Consider the following 18,204-nt stretch of genomic DNA (forward strand, 5'->3'; position numbering starts at 1 on the left):
GAGAGGCCACGCATGAGCCGCTGGACCGCTGACCAGATGCCCGACCTCACCGGACGGCGCGCCCTCGTCACCGGCGCCAACTCCGGGATCGGGCTGGTCGAGGCGCGCGAGCTGGCCCGCCACGGCGCCGACGTCGTCATGGCAGTCCGCAACACGTCCTCCGGCGAGGAGGGCGCCCGACGGATCCGCGCCACCGGGGCGAGGGGGCGCGTCACCGTCGAGTCGCTCGACCTGGCCTCCCAGGCGTCGGTCCACGCGTTCGCCGACCGGTTCGACGGGCCGCTCGACCTGCTCGTCAACAACGCCGGAGTCATGGCCCCGCCGCGGCGACGGGAGACCGAGGACGGCTTCGAGCTGCAGTTCGGCACCAACCACCTGGGCCACTTCGCCCTGACCGGCCTGCTCCTGCCGCACCTCCTCGAGTCCTCGGCCCCGCGGGTCACGACGGTCTCGTCGATCGCGCACCACGCCGGCGACGGCATGGTCTGCGAGGGCAACCCCAGCGAGGGCTACGACCCGCAGTCGTCGTACGGCCGCTCCAAGCTCGCCAACCTGCTCTTCGCGACCGAGCTGCAGCGGCGCGCCACGGCGGCCGGGTCGACGCTCACCTCCACGGCTGCGCACCCCGGCGTCTCCGCCACCAACCTCGTGGCCAGCAAGGACGGCATGGGCGCCATACCGGTGGTCGGCACGATCGCCCAGTGGGGCGTGAAGCTCGCGTTCCCCGGTCCGGACAAGGGCGCCGAAGGGATCCTCTACGCGGCGACCGTGGCCGGGCCAGGGTCCTACTCGGGCCCGACCGGGTTCCGCGAGACCCGCGGCCCGGTGGGTGAGGCCCGGCGCAGCCAGTGGGCGCGCGACGAGACGCTGTCCGGCCTGCTGTGGGGGCGCAGCGAGGAGCTCACGGGCGTGCGGTTCACCTTCTGAGCGGCTCGGCGGCTCGGCAGCTCGGCCCGGCGGCTCGGACCGGGCACGTCCCCGCGCCCACACCCACGCTCCACTCTCGATGAGCGCGAAGTGTCGGAATGCTCCGTCTGTTCCGACAGTTCGCGCTCACTCAGGTATGGCGCCCGCATCGGAACCCGTCGCGGTGGGCGGGCGTTGGCTGTCGAGAGGCCGATGTCGCCGCCCGTGGGTAGCGTCGGGACGGCCCAGCCGACCCCACCACCGGGGCTGACGACGAGAGCGAGCCGATGGCCCAGCGACACCGCGACCACCTGCCCGAGGACTTCAGCGAGCGCAGCCTGAGCGAGGACGTGCGCTCCGGGTTGACCAGCAGCCCCAAGACGCTGCCGCCGAAGTGGTTCTACGACAAGGTCGGCAGCGAGCTCTACGAGGAGATCACCCGGCTGCCGGAGTACTACCCGTTCGCCGCGGAGCGGGAGATCCTCATGGCCCGCGCCTCCGAGATCGTCGCCGCCGCCGGGAGCCACCACCTCATCGAGCTGGGGTCCGGCTCCTCGGAGAAGACGCGGGCCCTCATCGACGCCGTGCTGGCCTCGACCCCTGACGGTGAGCAGGCGGCATACCGGGCGATCGACGTCAGCGAGAGCGCCCTGCGCGCCGCTGCCGAGGACCTGGCCCTGCGGTACCCCGCGCTCGAGCTCGAGTCGGTGAGGGCCGACTTCGAGCACGGCCTGGCCGAGGCCCTGGCCGTCGACGAGGGCGACCGCACCGGTGGCCGCTTGGTGATCTTCCTGGGTGGCACCATCGGTAACCAGGACCCGCAGCAGCGGCAACGGTTCCTCGCCACCCTGCACGGGGCGCTGGAGCCGGGCGACGCGTTCCTGCTCGGTGCCGACCTGGTGAAGTCGCCCGATGTGCTCGTGCCGGCGTACGACGACGCCGCCGGGGTGACGGCGGCGTTCAACCTCAACGTCCTCGAGGTGGTCAACGGTCGCCTCGGCGCCGACTTCGACCCCCGGGACTTCCGCCACGTCGCCGTGTGGGACGCCGAGAACGCCTGGATCGAGATGCGGCTCGAGGCCGTGCGCGACGTGCACGTGCGCACCGCCGACCTCGACCTCGAGGTGGACTTCGCGGCAGGCGAGCAGCTGCGCACCGAGATCTCGGCCAAGTTCACCCGCGAGCGCCTGGCTGCGGAGTTCGAGGCGGCCGGGTTCGACGCCGCCGGGTGGTGGACGGATGACGCCGGCCTGTTCAGCGTCTCGCTCTGGACGGTCGCGGCGCGGGCGCTGACGTGACCGACCGCATCGTCGAGCTCATCAACCAGATCGGTGAGCTGGGGGTCGGCCTGCTGATCCTGCTCGAGACCGTCATCCCCCCGATCCCGTCCGAGGTCGTGCTGCCGTTCGCCGGCTTCGCCGCCGCGGCGGGTCATCTCAACCCCTACCTCGCGTGGGCTGCCGCCACCGTCGGGTCGCTGCTCGGCGCCTACGTCCTCTACTGGCTCGGCGTAGCCCTGAGCTACGAACGCCTGCACCACCTCGCGGGCAGGCCGTGGTTCCTCCTCTTCGGCCAGCGCGACCTCGACCGCGGTCAACGGTTCTTCGAGGCACGCGGCGAGGTCGTCATGCTCGTGGGCCGCTGCATCCCGTTCGTCCGCTCGGTGGTCTCGGTGCCGGCCGGGCTCACGCGGATGTCGTTCCTGCGGTTCAGCCTGCTCACCGCCCTCGGCAGCGGGGTCTGGAACGCCGTCTTCATCTACGCGGGCTATCGCCTCGGCGACGACTACGCGGCCGTGGAGCGCTACCTCGCCCCCGTGAGCAAGGCCGTCGTCGCGATCGTCCTCGTCGTCCTGGTCTGGCTCGTGGCCCGTCGCCTGCGCGAGCGCCGTATGGCGCGTGCGCGCGAGACCGTGGGTGCCGGCTCCCGCGAGGCCGGCTGAGACGACGGGCACCGCGCGCTCGGCAGGGGTCGCTACCCTCGCCGGTGTGGGGGACCTCCAGATCGACCGGGCGCAGGCGCGGCGGATCGCCGTGCGCGCCCAGATGCTCGACCTCCCCCGACCCGGTGACCTCGTCGAGGTCGTGCAGCAGCTGAGCCTCCTGCAGATCGACCCCGCCGCACCGATCGCCCCGAGTGCCGAGCTCGTGCTCTGGAGCCGGCTCGGGGCGGCCTACCGCTCGGCGGACCTGCAGCAGGCGCTCGAGACGCGGACGCTGGTGGAGTTCAACGGCATGGTCCGCCCTGTCGAGGACCTGCCCGCGCACCTCGCCGGCGCCGAGGACTGGCCACGGGACTGGGAACAGGCCCGGGGATGGCTGCGGGCCAACGACCCGTTCCGGCAGGACGTGCTCAACCGGCTCGAGGACCACGGGCCCCTGCTGTCCAAGGAGATCCCCGACACGAGCCTGGTGTCGTGGCCGTCGTCGGGGTGGACCAACGACCGCAACGTGACGCAGATGCTGGAGTTCCTCGTCATGCGGGCCGAGGTGGCGGTCAGCGGCCGGAGGGGACGGCAGCGGGTCTTCGACCTCGCCGAGCGCGTCTACCCGGACCAGCCGGCGATGACCGTGGACGAGGCGAGGCGCCATCGAGACGAGCGCCGCCTGACCTCCCTCGGCATCGCGAGGGCCAAGGGGACGAAGATGCCCAGCGAGCCGGTCGACGTCGGTGAGGCGGGTCTGGCCGTGACGGTCGACGGAGTCGACGGACGGTGGCGGGTCGACCCCGTGGCGCTGGAACGCGACGAGACGACGCCGTTCCGTGGACGGGCGGCCCTGCTGTCGCCGTACGACCGACTGGTCTACGACCGGTCGAGGGCGCAGGACCTGTTCGGCTTCGAGTACGTCCTCGAGGTCTACAAGCCGGCCTCGAAGCGGCGTTGGGGCTACTACGCGCTGCCGATCCTGTTCGGGGACAGGCTGATCGGCAAGCTCGACGCCAAGGCCGAACGCAAGGAAGGCATCCTCGAGGTGCACGCGGTCCACCAGGACGTGACGTTCACCGACGAGATGACGACGGCGGTGGAGGCCGAGATCGACGCCCTCGCCGACTGGCTCGGGCTGGCGAGGCTGCGATGACGAACCGGGACGAGGCGCGCCGCCTGGCCGACCAGCTGCTCGAGCAGGCCGGGGCGCTACGGGACAGCGTCGCCATCGGCGACGAGTCCCGGGTGGCCGCCGCCCTCGCCGCCACGGGGTCCTCGTTGCAGCGCCTCGCTCGACACCTGGGCGTGGAGCTCGCTCCTCCCGCAGACGATGCTGCCCCGGTCGCACCACCCACGGGGCCGATCCCGTTGCCACCACTGGAGATCACCGTCCCGGTCCTGGGCGTCGACGCCTGCACGGCCGGGTGGGTCGGCGCGATCCTCGAGCCGGGCGCGCCCCGACCCCGCATCGCGGTCGCCGGGACGATCGGTGGTCTCGTCGAGACGGTGCGCCAGTCGCTGGGCATCCAGGTCGTCGGCATCGACATCCCCATCGGGTTGCCCGACGACAGCACCCGTCAGGCTGATGCGTTGGCCCGCAAGGTGTTGAAGGGCAAGGCCTCCTCGGTGTTCACCACGCTGACCAGGGCCGCCTACGCGGCCGGGTCGCGATCCGAGGCCGACACGGTGAACCGGTCGCTGTCCGGCCAGGGTGTGGGCGCGCAGGCCTTCGCGCTGCGGCCCAAGATCCTCGAGGTCGACACCTGGCTCCGCAGCCGACCCACCGTCATGGTGCTCGAGGTCCATCCGGAGCTGTCCTACGCGACGATGGCGGGAGCCCCCCTGCTCGACAACAAGAAGACCGACGAGGGACGCCGGGCCCGGCTCGCCGCCCTGTCCGCGGCCGGGCTCGCCTCGCCCTCGGTCCTGTCCGGACCCGGGTATGCCGCCGACGACGTCCTCGACGCCTGCGCCGTCGCGTGGACCGCAGCGCGCAGGGCCGCGGGCCTGGCCACCCCGCTCCCGGACCCGCCCGAGGTCTTCAGCGACGGCATACCGGCAGCGATCTGGGCCTGACCCGGCGCCCGGACCGGGCGCCGCAAGGCCTCCCCAGAACGGGGGCTTGACCTTGACGCAGCGTCAGGGTTGCACCCTCGTGGCATGACCACGACACACGCCATCGAGATCGTGGGGCTCACCAAGTCCTACGGCGACCACGACGTGCTCAAGGGCGTCGACCTCCGGGTCGGTGCCGGGAGCATCCACGCCCTCCTCGGTTCCAACGGGGCCGGGAAGACCACCGCGGTGAAGATCCTCTCCACCCTCCTGCGCCCGGACGGCGGGACCGCCACCGTCAACGGGTACGACGTGGCAGCGCAGCCCCAGGAGGTCCGCGCCTCGATCAGCCTCACCGGGCAGTTCGCGGCCGTCGACGAGGTCCTCACCGGTCGGGAGAACCTCGTCCTCATCGCCGAGCTGCGGCGGCAGCCTGCACCGGGCGCCGTCGCCGACGGCCTGCTCGCGAGGTTCGACCTGACCGCCGCGGGCGGGAAGCGGGTGGCCACGTACTCGGGCGGCATGCGGCGACGCCTTGACATGGCGATGAGCCTCATCGGTGACCCGGCGGTGCTGTTCCTCGACGAACCGACCACCGGCCTCGACCCCCAGTCGCGGCTCGAGGTCTGGGCGACCGTCCGCGAGCTCGCAGGGCGGGGCACGACCGTGCTGCTGACCACCCAGTACCTGGACGAGGCCGAGCAGCTCGCGGACCGCATCGCGGTGCTGCACGAGGGCCGCATCATCGCCGACGGCACGCTCGCCGACCTCAAGCAGCTGCTCCCGCCGACCACGGTCGAGTACGTCGAGAAGCAGCCCACCCTCGAAGACATCTTCCTCGCGATCGTCGGCCACGGCGGCGCCCACCACGAAGGAGCCACCCGATGACCACCGTCGGCCACGACACGACCGTGCTGCTCAAGCGGTCCCTGCGCCACGTCCTGCGCAGCCCAGACACCATCATCACGACGGCGATCACCCCGATCGCGATGCTGCTGCTGTTCGTCTACGTCTTCGGCGGTGCGATCGACGTCGGCGACCAGAGCTACGTCGACTACCTCCTGCCGGGCATCCTGCTCGTCACCGTCGCGTCAGGGATCGCGTACACCGCGTTCCGCCTGTTCACCGACGTGTCGGGCGGGATCGTCGAGCGCTTCCAGTCCATGCCGATCGCGCGGTCGGCCGTGCTGTGGAGCCACGTGCTCACCTCCGTGGTGGCGAACCTGACCTCGCTCGTGCTCGTCGTCGCCGTCGCCCTCGTGATGGGATTCCGTTCCGGCGCAGGGGTTCTCGCCTGGCTCGGCGTGCTCGCCATCATGGTCCTGTTCACCCTGGCCCTGACCTGGCTGGCCGTGATCCCCGGCCTCACGGCCAGGTCGGTCGACGGGGTGAGCGGGTTCTCCTACCCGCTGATCTTCCTGCCCTTCATCAGCTCCGCCTTCGTCCCCACCGCGGGGATGCCGGGACCGGTGCGCTGGTTCGCCGAGCACCAGCCCGTCACCTCGATCGTGGACACGATCCGCCGCCTGTTCGCCGAGCAGCCGGTGGGCAGCGACGTGTGGGTCGCGCTGGCCTGGTGCGTCGGGCTGCTCGTCGTCGCGTACCTGCTCGCCATGCGCACCTACCGCGCCAAGGTCGCCTGACCACGCGCCATACCGGGAGGGAAACCCGCGTGAGCACCTGCGAACCTCGCACAATGAACCCATGCTGACCATCAGCCAGATCGCGTCGTACGCCGGGGTGTCCGTGCGCACGGTCCGTCACTACCACGCCAAGGGGCTGCTCCCCGAGCCCGAGCGCGACCACTCCGGCTACCGCCGGTACGACGCGGCGGCGGTCGTCGAGCTCGTGCGGATCCGCACGCTCGCCGAGGCCGGGGTACCGCTGTCACGGGTGCAGGAGCTGCTCGACGCCGGGGAGTCGGAGTTCGCGGCGGCGGTCGAGGACATCGACCGCCGCCTGCGCGCCGAGATCCGCGAGCGCCAGCACCACCGCGAGCGGATCGCCAAGCTCGCGGCCGGCGACAGCCTGGCGCTCCCGCCGGAGGTCGTCGCGTACCTGGACCGGCTCCGCGGCGTGGGCGTCTCCGAGCTCATGGTGGAGGCCGAGCGGGACGCCTGGATCCTCGTGGCTGCCCAGCTGCCGGACCGAATGCCTTACTACATGGACGTCAAGAGCCAGCAGCTCGAGGACCCGAACGTCACCCAGCTGTACCGCGAGCTCGCCGAGATCGTGCAGTGGCCCGCCGACGACCCACGGCTGGACACCGTCGGGGACCGCCTCGCCGCCCAGTTCGAGGCGGTGCCGGCGACCAGCTGGGACGAGGAGGCCCTGCCCGCCGACCTGGCCAGCCTGCTGGACGCGGTCTTCCTGTCCTCCGTCCCCGGCGCCCGGCGGATCCTCGACCGGCTCGAGCACCACGGGTGGACCGGCTGGACCAACATCCACCGCATCGAACCGCTGGACTGACGCCCACCGCCGAGCGGTGGTCCCTGCGTGAACACGCAGGGCCCACCGCGGAGGACGACCTCCGCCGGCGGTCAGGTCAGACGGCGGGCCGCGGAGCCTCGGGACCCGCGCCGTAGAAGCCGGCCGGGGTGGAACCCTTCGGCGACGGCCCGTACTCGTTGTCCGGGACGCTGTCCTTGACGAGGAAGACGATCAGGACGATGGCACCGATGAGCGGGATCAGGCCGATGAGGATCCACCAACCGCTGCGGCCGCCGTCGTGCAGGCGACGGACGGTCACGGCCAGCGACGGCAGGAACAGGCCGAGGGCCACGATGAGGGCGATCGGTCCGGTCGACCCGCTCTTGGTGTCGAACAGCCCCGAGTCGAGCAGCCGGGCTACCGCCGAGACGATCACCTCGAACAGGACGTACCACCAGTACTCGCTGCGACGGGCGCGTCCGCTGAACACCACGTACTTGCGAAGCACGGTGCTGACAGAGGTCTTGAAGTCCATGGTTCCCCCACTGGTGACGTGTGCCCGGCCCCTGGCGGGGCCGGCCCCTGCACGGTCCGGAGCATCCGGCTCCCGTGGCGCTCGACCACGTGAGAGCGGTCAGTATGGCGCGTCGAAGGCGTCCGTGGGCGGCACTCGCCCATGCGGGGAGCCGGCGCTCCCGCGCCCGACTTCTGCCGTCTCGTCCTTTCTGCGGAGGCCGGGGACGGGACGCGGTGCTCTACTGGGCGTCGACCAGAGGGGGTCCGGTGCTGGACGAGGTGGCGGGCGAGTACCGAGCGCGGGTGGGACCGCTGACGATCCTGCGGTACGCGGTGGGTCTGGGGTTCCTCGTCGTCGCCGGTCTCAACATCCGTGACAGCGACCACCCGCGCACGGCGTGGGCGTGGGCCGCCCTGGGTCTCTTCTGGCTGGGATCCACCGTCGTCCTGGGCCGGGCCCGGACGGTCCTCGACGACGAGGGGGTGCACACACGGGATGTCCGCCGCTGGCGCCACACGCGCTGGGACGAGGTGAACTTCACGACCAGCGCCCCGTCCGCCTACCTGCGCCCTGCCGACCTCACCCTCCGGACGATCGGCGGCAAGGACGTCGCCACCCAGGTCCCTGCGCTTCGCTGGGAGGCCGTCAAGGCGTACGGCCAGGCGCACCGAACCGTCGTCGACTCACCTCGGGACCCGGACAGCCTCGGCGCCCCGCCCGCGGAGCAGCCGCCGACCGCCGGCTGACCTCGCCGCGAACGCGTCGACGACGGTCGTGCCACGACCGGATGGTCACGCACCGGTCTCCCGCCGGTCACGTGAGGATCTCAGCGGACACGAACCGTCATCGGTCCGGTCACGTCCCGATAACCACCACTGCCGCGCGGACCCTGCCCTCCTACCTTCGGTCCCACGCACATCCGGGGACGACGCAGGGGGAACACCATGGGAGCAACGAAGCACCGCAGGCACTACTCGTATGCCGCCGCGGCGGCACTGGTCGCGCTGACCGTGACCGCCTGCGGGGGCGGCGGCGGGAGCGACCGGAGCGGCGTCCAGTCGGTCCAACCCGGCCCGAACGGAGCCCGCGAGTCCCAGTCGGGGCAGCCGCTCCCCCTCCCGGACATGGCGCCCAGCCACGACTTCCGGATGACCGACCCGGCGACCGACGCGCTGTCCACGTTCGCGCTCGACATCGACACCGGGTCGTACACCCGCTTCCGCGACGCGGTGAACCAAGGAAGCCGGGTGGTCCCCAGCGAGGTGCGCACCGAGGAGTTCGTGAACTACTTCCAGCAGGGCTACGAAGCACCTCGCGACGGACTCGGCGTCAGCATCGACGCCGCCGCGCTGCCGTTCCGCGACGGCCACCGCCTCGTCCGGGTCGGGATCAGCAGCCCTCGCCCCGAATCACGCCCGGACGTGGACCTCGTCCTCGTCGTGGACTGCTCCGGATCGATGGACGAGGCGGGCAAGATGGAGACGACGAAGGTCGTCCTGAGGACCGCCACCGCGGCACTGGGAGCCACGGATCGCGTTGCCATGGTGTGCTATTCGACCCGGGCTGCCGTTGCCCTCGCTCCGACACCCGCCTCCAACCGGGACGCCATCGACCGGGCCATCGATGGGCTGTACCCCGACGCCAGCACCAACGCGGCGGCCGGGCTCACGCTGGGGTACGACCTCGCCCGCTCGATGCACACCGAGGGCCGCATGTCCCGCGTCGTCCTCGTCAGTGACGGCGTGGCCAACGTCGGCGACACCAGCGCCGGCGGGATCCTCGAGCGGATCAGCACGCAGGCACGCGCCGGCACCAACCTCATCTCGGTCGGGGTCGGCATCCAGGACTACAACGACCAGCTGCTCGAGCAGCTCGCCGATCGCGGTGACGGCTGGCACGTCTACGTGGACACGGCCGCCGAGGCGCAACGGGTGTTCGCCACCGGCCTGACGGGATCGCTCGTGGTCGCGGCCAAGAACGCGAAGGCCCAGGTCGAGTTCGACCCGCAGGCGGTCAAGGGGTACCGGCTGCTGGGATACGAGAACCGCGCCGTCGCTGACGAGAACTTCCGCAACGACGCGGTCGACGGCGGCGAGGTGTTCGCCGGCCACACCACCACGGCGTTGTACGACGTGGAGCTGCGCGGCGGCGTGCGGAACGCGGCGTTCGTCAAGGCGACGGTCCGGCACCTCGACGCGAGCGAGCGACCTGTCGAGCGCACCGGGTCCCTGCGCGACAGCGAGTGCGCCGACACCGTCGACCAGGCTTCTCCCCGGCTGCGGCAGGACCTCGTCGTCGCGCTGCTGACGGACCGGCTCATGGAGGGCCCGTGGTCGCAGTGGACCTCCGCCTCCGACCTGCGTGAGCTCGCGGCGACGCTGCCCGCCGCGGTGGACGAGGACCGTGACGTCGCCGAGCTGGCGCGCCTGGTCGACAAGGTCACCACCTGATCGGCACCAGTCCGCGGTCGCCGTGCCCGAGATGCGCCGACGAGGCCGATCCGGTTCGCTGGTCCCGGGGACGGGACAGGGGGATCGACGTGAGCACGTGCGAGAAGGCCGTCAAGCGCTCGTCGGCGTCAGCGTGAGCTCGGCCGAACGCCGCGACGTCGTCGGGACGCACCAGCTGCCTCGACGCGTGCTGCAGATCGCCCTGACCCTGGTCTGCGTCTCGGTCGTCGTCCTCGCGGCCGGTGCCGCGTGGGGTGTTCACCGGGGTGGCTACCCCTGGTCGCTGATGGCCGAGGTGCTGGCGTTCCTGACCTGGGTGCTCCTCTTCGCCTCGTTGCTTCACTCGCGGACCATCGTCGGGGCGTCGGGGATCAGGATCCGCTCCGGGTGGCGGTGGCGCCAGATCGACTGGGGAGAGATCGACTCGTTCGGCAGCACGACCGGCGGGCTGGCGTCGCCCGAGATCGTGACCCTCCGCACCACCAGCGGCAGGAAGGTCATGACGCAGATCCCGTCCCGGTTGCTGCCCGAGCTCGAGAGCTATGCGACGGAACACGGCTTCCACGGGAGCTGAGTCCACCCACCGTCGGCCGCGGAGCCGCGGACGAGCGGCGCCGCACGCGGGTGACCCGTGGCGCCATACCGCGACGGGCCCGGACGCACGCCACAGGAAGCGGTGCGTCCGAGCCCGTCATGGGTTCGAGGTGGGTTCTGGGTGGAGAGGTCAGGCAGCGATCGCGGAGATGTCGAACTCCAGCGCGACCTTCTCCGAGACGAGGACGCCACCGGTCTCGAGGGCGGCGTTGAAGGACAGGCCCCAGTCGGAGCGGTTGATCGTGGTCGAGCCCTCGAAGCCCACGCGCACGTTGCCGTAGGGGTCCTTGGCCGAGCCGGTCTCCTCGAAGACGATGGTGACGGGGCGCGTCACGTCGTTGATCGTGAGGTCGCCGGTGATGGACCACTCGGCGCCGTCACGGGCGACGTCGGTGCTGGTGAACGTGAGGTTCTCGTGCTTCTCGACGTCGAAGAAGTCGGCCGTCTTGAGGTGACCGTCGCGCTGCTCCTGGCCGGTGGTGACGCTGTCGGCCTTGATCGTGACGTCGACCTTGGAGTTGGCCGGGACTGCGGTGTCGATGACCGCAGTGCCCTCGAACTGGTCGAACTGGCCGCGGACCTTGGTGACCATGGCGTGGCGGGCGGAGAAGCCGATCCGGCTGTGGGTGGGGTCCAGGGCGTACGCGCCGGAGATGTCGTCGAGCAGCTGCGAGTCGGGGGTGGAGGCGGCGGGGGCGTCGATGACGGCGGTGGAGGACTTGCGGGAGAACAGGGCCATGGGAGGTTCCTTCGGGGGTGGTGATGTAGGTTGTTGAATGTTCAACCACACCATACCGCGGTTCATTCCCGCCGCCCCCGGTCCCGCCGAGGGCTAGAAGTTCTGGGCCATGTTGGCGAACCGGGCGTAGTGACCCTGGAACGCCAGCACCATGTCCTTGGTCGGACCGTTTCGGTGCTTGGCCACGATCACGTCGACCTCGCCCTCACGGCCCTCGAGCTTGGGCTCGCGGTGCAGCAGGATGACCATGTCGGCGTCCTGCTCGATGGAGCCGGACTCACGAAGGTCGGACATCGCGGGCCGCTTGTCGGCGCGCTGCTCCGAACCACGGTTCAGCTGCGAGATCGCGATCACCGGGACCTCGAGCTCCTTCGCGAGCAGCTTGAGCGCACGGGAGAACTCGGACACCTCCTGCTGACGCGACTCGACCTTCTTGCCCGAGCTCATCAGCTGGAGGTAGTCGATCACGACGAGCTTGAGGTTGTGCTGCTGCTTGAGCCGGCGGCACTTCGCGCGGATCTCCATGAGGGACATGTTGGGTGAGTCGTCGATGAACAGCGGCGAGTCGGAGATCTGACCCATGATGCGCGCCAGCTTCTTCCAACCGGCGTCGCCGATGGTGCCCTTGCGCAGGTCCTGCAGCTGGATCTGCGCCTCGGCCGACAGGCAGCGCATGGTGATCTCGCTGCGGCTCATCTCCAGGGAGAAGATGGCGGTGGCCTGCTTGTGCTTGATGGCAGCCGAGCGCGCGATGTCCAGGCCCATCGTCGACTTTCCGACGGCGGGTCGGGCGGCCAGGACGATCATCTGGCCCGGGTGCAGGCCGTGGGTCAGCTCGTCGAGCTCGATGAACCCGGTCGGCACACCGATCATCTCGCTGGCGTCGCGCCCGGCGGCGACCTCGATCTCGTTGAGGGTGTCCTCGAGGACGTCACCGAGGGCGACGTAGTCCTCGCCGCCACGCTTGTCGGCCACGGCGTAGACCTCGGCCTGCGCGGCGTTGACGATGTCCTCGACGTCGCCGTTGCCCTGCTGGTACCCGAGCTGCACGATCCGCGTGCCCGCTTCGACCAGCCGGCGCAGCACCGCCCGCTCGCTGACGATCTCGGCGTAGTAGCCGGCGTTGGCGGCGGTGGGGACGGCCTGGATCAGGGTGTGCAGGTAGGCCTGCCCGCCGATCCGCTGCAGGTCGCCGCGCTTGGTCAGCTCGTCGGAGACGGTGATGGCGTCGGCCGGCTCACCCCGGCCGTAGAGGTCGAGGATCGCGTCGTAGATCAGCTCGTGGGCGGGACGGTAGAAGTCCGTGCCGCGGAGCCCCTCGACGCAGTCGGCGATCGCGTCCTTGGACAGGAGCATGCCGCCGAGGACCGACTGCTCGGCGTGCAGGTCCTGCGGGGGCACCCGGTCGTCGGACTGCGGTGGCCCGTCGCCGCCTGCGCTGAAGGCGCTGGTGCTCAGCTCCGCAAGAGACACTCTGCCAACTCCCTGAACCACGAACGAGAACGAAGAACACCGGTGTGGTTCGAGTAGACCACGGGCCGCCGACAACACCTGCCGACGCGCTCGACGGACCCTTCCGGACCGCGACCGCCTCACCGTAGGGTGGCGTTCACCGCACACTCAAACCGGCCCTGTGGAGAGGGTGTGGACAACGTGTGCGCAACTCCCGGGGTGCTTGTGCACAGTCGGGGGATAACCCTGTGGATTTCCGCGACGTAGCGTTTCGCACACGCCCCTGACCTGCACGGACGTCGTCCACGGGGTGTGGACCGCAGAAACTTCCGGGCGTGTCCGTCAGATGTCCGGCAGGTGCACAGGGCTTGACTTCCACGCCCCCGGACCCGTCCGGGGGCTGCGCTCCGCGGCATACCGGACGTAGCCTGCCGCCATGTGCCGAAACATCCGCCAGCTGCACAACTTCGAGCCCCCGGCGACGTCCGACGAGGTCCGCGCCGCGGCCCTCCAGTACGTCCGCAAGGTGAGCGGCAGCACCAAGCCCAGCCAGGCCAACCAGGCCGCGTTCGACGAGGCCGTGGAGGAGATCGCGCACGCCACCGCGCACCTGCTCCAGCACCTCACCACGACGGCGCCGCCCAAGGACCGCGAGACCGAGGCCGTCAAGGCGCGGGCCCGGGCCCAGGCGAGGTATGGCGCGGCCTGACCGCCTGAGTAAGGGCCTGTCCACGCCCTGACTGACCCGGTGGCGACACGGGGGGTCTGCCCGGCACACCCGGCAGGAATAACCACTGGGGCGCCGAGCAACCGCCGTCCTATCGTGGCGCGATGAGTTCTGGGGAGCACTCCGGTCTACCCCCACGAACCCAGCGACCACGACGGAACACGAAGGACCTCCCATGACTGAAGCCACCGCCCTGAGCGGCCCGGACACCACCGTCGAGCCCGGCGGCCGACCAGCCGTCAACACCACCGCGGTCCTGCGGATCCTCGTGCTCGCGACGTTCATCGTCATCCTCAACGAGACGATCATGGTCAACGCGATCCCCCGCCTGATGCGCGACTTCGCGGTCCCGGCGACGAGCGCGCAGTGGTTGTCCACGGCGTTCATGCTGACCATGGCCGTCGTCATCCCGGTCACCGGCTGGTTCCTCCAGCGGGTCACCACGCGCAGCGCCTACACGCTGGCGATGGGCCTGTTCCTCACCGGGACCGCGCTCGCCACGGTGGCACCGACGTTCTCGATCCTGTTGGGCGCCAGGGTGATCCAGGCCAGCGGCACCGCCGTGATGATGCCGCTGCTCATGACGACGATGCTGACCCTCGTGGCCCCCCAGGACCGCGGCAAGGTCATGGGCAACGTCACCCTCGTCATGTCGGTCGCGCCGGCCCTCGGCCCGGCCGTGTCGGGCGTCCTGCTGCAGCTCGGGTCGTGGCGGCTCATCTTCGCCGTCGTCCTGCCGGTCGCCGGCCTCATCACCGTCCTCGGGCTGCGCGAGCTCGTCAACATCGCCGAGCCGCAGCCGTCCCGCATCGACGGCCTGAGCGTGGCCCTGTCCGCGGTGGGCTTCGGCGCCCTGGTCTACGGCCTGAGTGGCCTCGGCGAGGGGTCGCACAGCACCGCGGCGATCCCGCCCGCGCTCACCACGGCGATCGGCGTCGTCTCCCTGGCCGCGTTCGCCCGACGCCAGGTCCGCCTGCAGCGGGGCCCGGGGCCGCTGCTCGACCTGCGCACACTGACCTTCGCCCCGTTCGCCATCGCCCTCGGCCTGATGTGCGTGTCCTTCATGGCCCTCATGGGCGCGATGATCCTGCTGCCGCTCTACCTCCAGGACGTCAAGGGCCTCTCGACGCTGACCACCGGCCTGCTCCTCATGCCCGGCGGGCTGACGATGGGCCTGCTCGGTCCGGTGGTCGGTCGGGCCTACGACCGTTACGGCGCAACGCGTCTCGTCGTCCCCGGCACCGTCGTCATGGCGCTCTGCCTCGTGGCGTTGACGCAGGTCGGTGTCGACACCCCCGCCGTCCTCGTGCTCGCGGACCACGTGGTGCTGAGCGCGGCCCTGGCGATGATCTTCACGCCGGTGTTCACCTCGGGGCTGTCGGTCCTCCCGCCGCACCTGTACGCCCACGGCAGCGCGGTGCTGGGCTCGCTCCAGCAGGTCGCCGCGGCTGCCGGCACCGCGGTGGTCATCAGCGTGATGGCCGGCCGCACCGCCGCCGCGGCTGCCGACGGCGCCTCCGGGACGACGGCCCTGGCCACCGGCGCGCAGTGGGGGTTCGGTGTCGGGGCCGTGCTCGCGGTGGTCGCGGTCGTCATCGCGTTCTTCGTCCGCACCCCCGCCACCGAGGTCCACGGGGGCGGCGACGCCCACTCCCCCGAGCTGTCCGAGGTCGCCCCTACCGTGGAGCGGTGACCACCGCCCCCGTCGTTGCGGCGGTGCGGTCGGAGCTCGCCCGGGCGGGTGACCCCGACCGCGCCGCCGCGCAGCAGGCCTACATGAAGTCGGCGATGCCCTACCGCGGCATCACCGCGCCGGAGCTCAAGGCCCTGCTGCGTCCCCTGCTCGCCGACCCGGCCCTCCAGCTCCCCGACCGGAGGGATTGGGAGGCCGCGGTCCGCGAGCTCTGGGACGGCGCCACCCACCGCGAGGAGCGGTATGCCGCGACGGCCCTCACCGGGCACCGCGCCTATCGCCGGTGGCAGGACCCGGACACCCTCGAGCTCTACCGCCACCTCGTCACCACGGGCGCCTGGTGGGACCACGTCGACGAGGTCGCCAGCCAGCGGGTCGGGCCGATCCTGCTGTCCCACCGCGAGGAGGTCACCCCGGTGGTCCTGGACTGGTCGCAGGACGACGACCTGTGGCTGCGCCGCACCGCGGTCATCAGCCAGTTGACGTTCCGGGAGAAGACCGACCTCGGCCTGCTGCGTGCGGTGATCGAGGCCAACCTCGACGACACCAGCTTCTGGCTCCGCAAGGCGATCGGCTGGGCACTGCGCCAGCACGCGCGCACGGACCCGGACTGGGTGCGGACCGTGGTCGACGAGTACGGCGCGCGCCTGTCCGGTCTCAGCCGTCGTGAGGCCCTGAAGCACCTCTGACCGACGCGGCCCGGGCTCCCGGGTCTGCGGCCACACCCCGCAGGAGCGGGACCGCCACCGCGAGGGCGGCCAGGGACGCGGCGGCCGCGACGAGGAAGGCGGCGCCGATCGATCCGCCGTCCGAGAGCGCTCCGGCGGCGAACGCACCGACCGAGCTGCCCGCCAGGAACGCACTGATCAACCACGCGAACGCCTCGGTCGTCGTACCGGCCGGGGCGAGCCGGTCGACGACCTGGAAGACGCAGGTGAGGGTGAGGGGCAGACCCAGTCCGCTGAGGACGGCGAGCACCGCCATCACCGGCGGCTCCCCGGGCGTCCAGGCCAGGGCGGCATACGTCACGACGAGGGTGAGCAGCCCGAGCGGGAGGTCCCGCAACGGATCTCGGCGCGGGGCCTGGCCGCTGTAGGCGAGGCCGCCGGCGAGGGCGCCGAGGGCGTTCGCCGCGACCAGCCACGACGCCCAGCCGGGCGCCGAGACCGACTCGGCGTAGGCGACGAGCGCGACGGCGGGGACACCGATGGTGAGACCGACGAGGAGCACCGCGACGTAGAGGACGCACAACCGTGGCGACCGCAGCGGCCCCAGCCAGTGCCGCTCCTCGCGGACCGGGACCCACTCGCGGGAGACCCGGGACGCGGTGAACCACACGGTGCCGGCGACACCGACCACGGCCGCGGCGAGCAACCCACCGCCGGCACCGAACCCCTGGGCGAGCAGGACGACGAGCGGGCCCAGGACGAACACGAGCTCCTGGGCGGCGGCATCGACGGCGAAGGCCGCCGGCACCTCACGGGCGGGGAGCACCGAGGGCCACAGGGTGCGCAGCGCCGGTTCGAGCGGCGGGGTCGTCAGGCCGGCCGCGAGGGCGACCAGGAGGCCGAGCGAGCCTGGAGCGAACGGCACCGCCGCAAGCGCCACCGACGAGAGGACGCCGCCGAGCACGAGGGTGCCGCGCTGCCCTCGCACGTCCATCACGCGCGACAGCACGGGACCTCCGACGCAGGCGCCGAGCGAGTAGGCGGCGGTGAGCAGCCCAGCCCGGGCGAAGTCGGCGCCGCTCTCGCGGGTGAACAGGACGAGGGCCAGCGGCACCATGCCGGTGGGCAGCCGTCCGGCCAGGGCGGAGAAGAGCAGGCGCGAGACGTGCGGGCGGGCGAGCAGCTGGGCCGGACCCACGCGGTGGCGCGGGTCAGCCACCGAAGGGCCAGCCCGGCTGCATACCGGGCTCACGCCCCGGCTCGATGTAGTGCTCGAACCCGAAGAAGGCCAGGAAGTACTCCTCGGGCATGCCGAGCATGCCCTCGATGTCGGTCGCCTGGCTGGCGTGCGCCTCGAGCGCGGCCCGCCGCTCGGCGAGGAAGTCGGTCACGTCGACGCGCCAGTGGATCTCGGCCTCGGGGGTGCCGAGCGGGTTGCCGTCGTCCATGTCGCTGTCCGGGTCGAAGCTCTTGTCGCCCTGACCGGCGGCGACGGCGGCCTGGTGGAAGGAGCGCATCTGGTCACGGTTCATCGTGGACTCGAGCAGACGCGGCCTGCTGGCCGCGAGCTCGGCGGCGCGGTGGACGACGGCGTGGACGCGGACGTGGTCGGGGTGGCCGTAGCCGCCGTGCCAGTCGTAGCCGACGAGGATGTCGGCGCCCTCCTCGTCGAGGATGGCGGCCAGCCGTCCGGCAGCCTCGTCGAGGTCGGCGGAGTGGAACGCACCGTCGTGGGTGTTCTGCTCCCAGCCGGTCATGCCGGAGTCGCGGTAGCCCAGCCAGGCGACCCGCTGCACGCCGAGGACCGCAGCCGACGCCTCGGCCTCGCGGCGGCGCCAGTCGGTGAGCGTCTCGCCGTCGGGCAGTCCCGCCTTCGGCAGCTCGCCGTGCTCACCCCCGGTCGCGAAGACCGCGACGACGCGACTGCCCTCCGCGCTCGCACGGGCCATGGCTCCCGAGGTCTGGGACGCCTCGTCGTCGGGGTGGGCGTGGAGGAACACGATCGTCGGCACGGGACCATCCTGCCCTCCGGGACCGACATCCACG

General features: G+C 71.5%; 19 protein-coding genes. 14 read left to right on the forward strand and 5 right to left on the reverse strand.

Annotated elements, in window-relative coordinates; translation table 11 throughout:
* Positions 1 to 12: 12 nt before the first annotated feature.
* From ASC58_RS11800 to ASC58_RS11835, 8 genes are all read left to right on the forward strand, one after another.
* Positions 13 to 927 carry an oxidoreductase gene (locus ASC58_RS11800; protein ID WP_056916159.1) on the forward strand — a complete coding sequence of 305 codons (915 nt, stop codon included), beginning with the start codon at positions 13 to 15 and terminating at the stop codon, positions 925 to 927.
* Between the two features lie 266 nt (positions 928 to 1,193).
* A complete protein-coding gene (egtD, locus tag ASC58_RS11805; RefSeq protein WP_056919419.1) occupies positions 1,194 to 2,204 on the forward strand; it encodes an L-histidine N(alpha)-methyltransferase in 1,011 nt (336 codons plus the stop codon).
* Positions 2,201 to 2,848 (forward strand): DedA family protein, encoded by a 648-nt coding sequence (locus ASC58_RS11810; protein WP_200947813.1) that lies wholly within the window; start codon positions 2,201 to 2,203, stop codon positions 2,846 to 2,848. The genes egtD and ASC58_RS11810 overlap by 4 nt, the downstream gene beginning before the upstream one ends.
* 46 nt (positions 2,849 to 2,894) lie before the next feature.
* On the forward strand, positions 2,895 to 3,986 hold the full coding sequence (locus tag ASC58_RS11815) for a DNA glycosylase AlkZ-like family protein (protein ID WP_235529205.1): 1,092 nt from the start codon (positions 2,895 to 2,897) through the stop codon (positions 3,984 to 3,986).
* Positions 3,983 to 4,909 carry a DUF429 domain-containing protein gene (locus ASC58_RS11820; protein WP_056919420.1) on the forward strand — a complete coding sequence of 309 codons (927 nt, stop codon included), beginning with the start codon at positions 3,983 to 3,985 and terminating at the stop codon, positions 4,907 to 4,909. Before ASC58_RS11815 ends, ASC58_RS11820 begins: the two co-directional genes overlap by 4 nt.
* An 84-nt stretch (positions 4,910 to 4,993) precedes the next feature.
* A complete protein-coding gene (locus tag ASC58_RS11825) occupies positions 4,994 to 5,776 on the forward strand; it encodes an ABC transporter ATP-binding protein (protein WP_056919421.1) in 783 nt (260 codons plus the stop codon).
* Entirely contained in the window at positions 5,773 to 6,531 is a 759-nt protein-coding gene (locus ASC58_RS11830) for an ABC transporter permease (RefSeq protein ID WP_056916155.1), read from the forward strand. The genes ASC58_RS11825 and ASC58_RS11830 overlap by 4 nt, the downstream gene beginning before the upstream one ends.
* A 61-nt stretch (positions 6,532 to 6,592) precedes the next feature.
* Positions 6,593 to 7,357: a MerR family transcriptional regulator gene (locus tag ASC58_RS11835; protein WP_056919422.1), complete on the forward strand. Its 765-nt coding sequence runs from the start codon at positions 6,593 to 6,595 to the stop codon at positions 7,355 to 7,357.
* A 76-nt stretch (positions 7,358 to 7,433) separates the two neighbouring features.
* On the opposite strand, the gene ASC58_RS11840 is transcribed toward ASC58_RS11835, so the two are convergent.
* Positions 7,434 to 7,853 (reverse strand): DUF805 domain-containing protein, encoded by a 420-nt coding sequence (locus tag ASC58_RS11840; RefSeq protein ID WP_056919423.1) that lies wholly within the window; start codon positions 7,851 to 7,853, stop codon positions 7,434 to 7,436.
* Positions 7,854 to 8,101: 248 nt separating this feature from the next.
* Here ASC58_RS11840 and ASC58_RS11845 point away from each other — a divergent pair, with 248 nt between their 5' ends.
* From ASC58_RS11845 to ASC58_RS11860, 3 genes are all read left to right on the forward strand, one after another.
* The gene (locus ASC58_RS11845; protein WP_157598468.1) at positions 8,102 to 8,581 is read left to right on the forward strand and encodes a hypothetical protein; all 480 of its coding nucleotides are present in this window, start codon (positions 8,102 to 8,104) and stop codon (positions 8,579 to 8,581) included.
* A gap of 198 nt (positions 8,582 to 8,779) precedes the next feature.
* A complete protein-coding gene (locus ASC58_RS11850; protein ID WP_056919425.1) occupies positions 8,780 to 10,285 on the forward strand; it encodes a von Willebrand factor type A domain-containing protein in 1,506 nt (501 codons plus the stop codon).
* Positions 10,286 to 10,382: 97 nt separating this feature from the next.
* Positions 10,383 to 10,859 (forward strand): hypothetical protein, encoded by a 477-nt coding sequence (locus ASC58_RS11860; protein WP_157598469.1) that lies wholly within the window; start codon positions 10,383 to 10,385, stop codon positions 10,857 to 10,859.
* Between the two features lie 150 nt (positions 10,860 to 11,009).
* Here the strand turns inward: ASC58_RS11860 and ASC58_RS11865 are convergent, their stop codons facing one another.
* Both ASC58_RS11865 and dnaB read right to left on the reverse strand, forming a co-directional pair.
* Positions 11,010 to 11,618, reverse strand: a complete 609-nt coding sequence (locus ASC58_RS11865) for a YceI family protein (RefSeq protein WP_056919428.1) — start codon at positions 11,616 to 11,618, stop codon at positions 11,010 to 11,012.
* A gap of 93 nt (positions 11,619 to 11,711) precedes the next feature.
* Positions 11,712 to 13,076, reverse strand: coding sequence for a replicative DNA helicase (gene dnaB, locus ASC58_RS11870; protein WP_056917350.1), 1,365 nt, complete (start codon positions 13,074 to 13,076; stop codon positions 11,712 to 11,714).
* Between the two features lie 430 nt (positions 13,077 to 13,506).
* Between dnaB and ASC58_RS11875 the strand changes: the two genes are divergently transcribed.
* The 3 genes from ASC58_RS11875 to ASC58_RS11885 all read left to right on the forward strand — a co-directional run bounded on the left by ASC58_RS11875 (position 13,507) and on the right by ASC58_RS11885 (position 16,179).
* The gene (locus tag ASC58_RS11875) at positions 13,507 to 13,779 is read left to right on the forward strand and encodes a DUF2277 domain-containing protein (protein ID WP_056916148.1); all 273 of its coding nucleotides are present in this window, start codon (positions 13,507 to 13,509) and stop codon (positions 13,777 to 13,779) included.
* Positions 13,780 to 13,972: 193 nt separating this feature from the next.
* Entirely contained in the window at positions 13,973 to 15,490 is a 1,518-nt protein-coding gene (locus tag ASC58_RS11880) for a DHA2 family efflux MFS transporter permease subunit (protein WP_082553234.1), read from the forward strand.
* Positions 15,487 to 16,179, forward strand: a complete 693-nt coding sequence (locus ASC58_RS11885) for a DNA alkylation repair protein (protein ID WP_056919429.1) — start codon at positions 15,487 to 15,489, stop codon at positions 16,177 to 16,179. Before ASC58_RS11880 ends, ASC58_RS11885 begins: the two co-directional genes overlap by 4 nt.
* Here ASC58_RS11885 and ASC58_RS11890 read toward each other — a convergent pair.
* Positions 16,148 to 17,377, reverse strand: a complete 1,230-nt coding sequence (locus tag ASC58_RS11890; RefSeq protein WP_056919430.1) for an MFS transporter — start codon at positions 17,375 to 17,377, stop codon at positions 16,148 to 16,150. The two genes, ASC58_RS11885 and ASC58_RS11890, sit on opposite strands and share 32 nt — an antisense overlap.
* The gene (locus ASC58_RS11895) at positions 17,370 to 18,170 is read right to left on the reverse strand and encodes a PIG-L family deacetylase (RefSeq protein ID WP_056916145.1); all 801 of its coding nucleotides are present in this window, start codon (positions 18,168 to 18,170) and stop codon (positions 17,370 to 17,372) included. Before ASC58_RS11895 ends, ASC58_RS11890 begins: the two co-directional genes overlap by 8 nt.
* Positions 18,171 to 18,204 lie beyond the last annotated feature (34 nt).

Source organism: Phycicoccus sp. Root101, from assembly GCF_001426245.1.
GTDB lineage: Bacteria > Actinomycetota > Actinomycetes > Actinomycetales > Dermatophilaceae > Pedococcus.